Source organism: Lactobacillus sp. XV31L (assembly GCF_059900865.1).
The window spans coordinates 1-468 of sequence record NZ_JBWXGC010000037.1; the positions used below are offsets into that span (position 1 = coordinate 1).

1 protein-coding gene is annotated in these 468 nt (G+C 66.7%); it reads right to left on the reverse strand.

Annotation, left to right across the window (positions count from 1 at the left end; genetic code table 11):
• Positions 1-468: hypothetical protein (locus tag AC2JF7_RS09070; protein WP_500728364.1), on the reverse strand; the 468-nt coding region annotated here is incomplete at both ends.

Below are 468 nucleotides of genomic sequence, written 5' to 3' on the forward strand. Positions count from 1 at the left end.
GCCCGACGCCGCTCCGAGACGGCGGCGCCATGAGTGGCGAAGGCGATCAGCTGCTCGGCCTCCGCAGCGCTGGCGGTGATCTGGTGCATCGCCGAGTCCGAGTAGCGAGAGGAGAGACGGGCGACGGTCTCGTTCGTGTGCGGGATCCGCGCGCTCAGCGTCTCGGCATCCGCTCGCACCTGGGCGATGACCTCCGGTGCTCGGCGCACCTTCGAGATCGATGTCGCGAGGTCCGATGTCTTCTCGTCGAGTAGATCCTGCGCCCAATCGCACAGCTGCATGATCCGCGCATTGCGGGTGCGGAGCTCCTCAGGAGTGTCGGGGATCTCATCGTGGTTGAGCTGGTGGAGCTGAAATGCCTCGCGCAGGTGAGTGCGCACGGCGCTCAGCGCCTTCTTCAGGTCACGAGTCAGCTGCTCGCCGAGCTCGGCCTCCGCGAACGCCAGTTCGTCGGAGGTGCTCCTGATG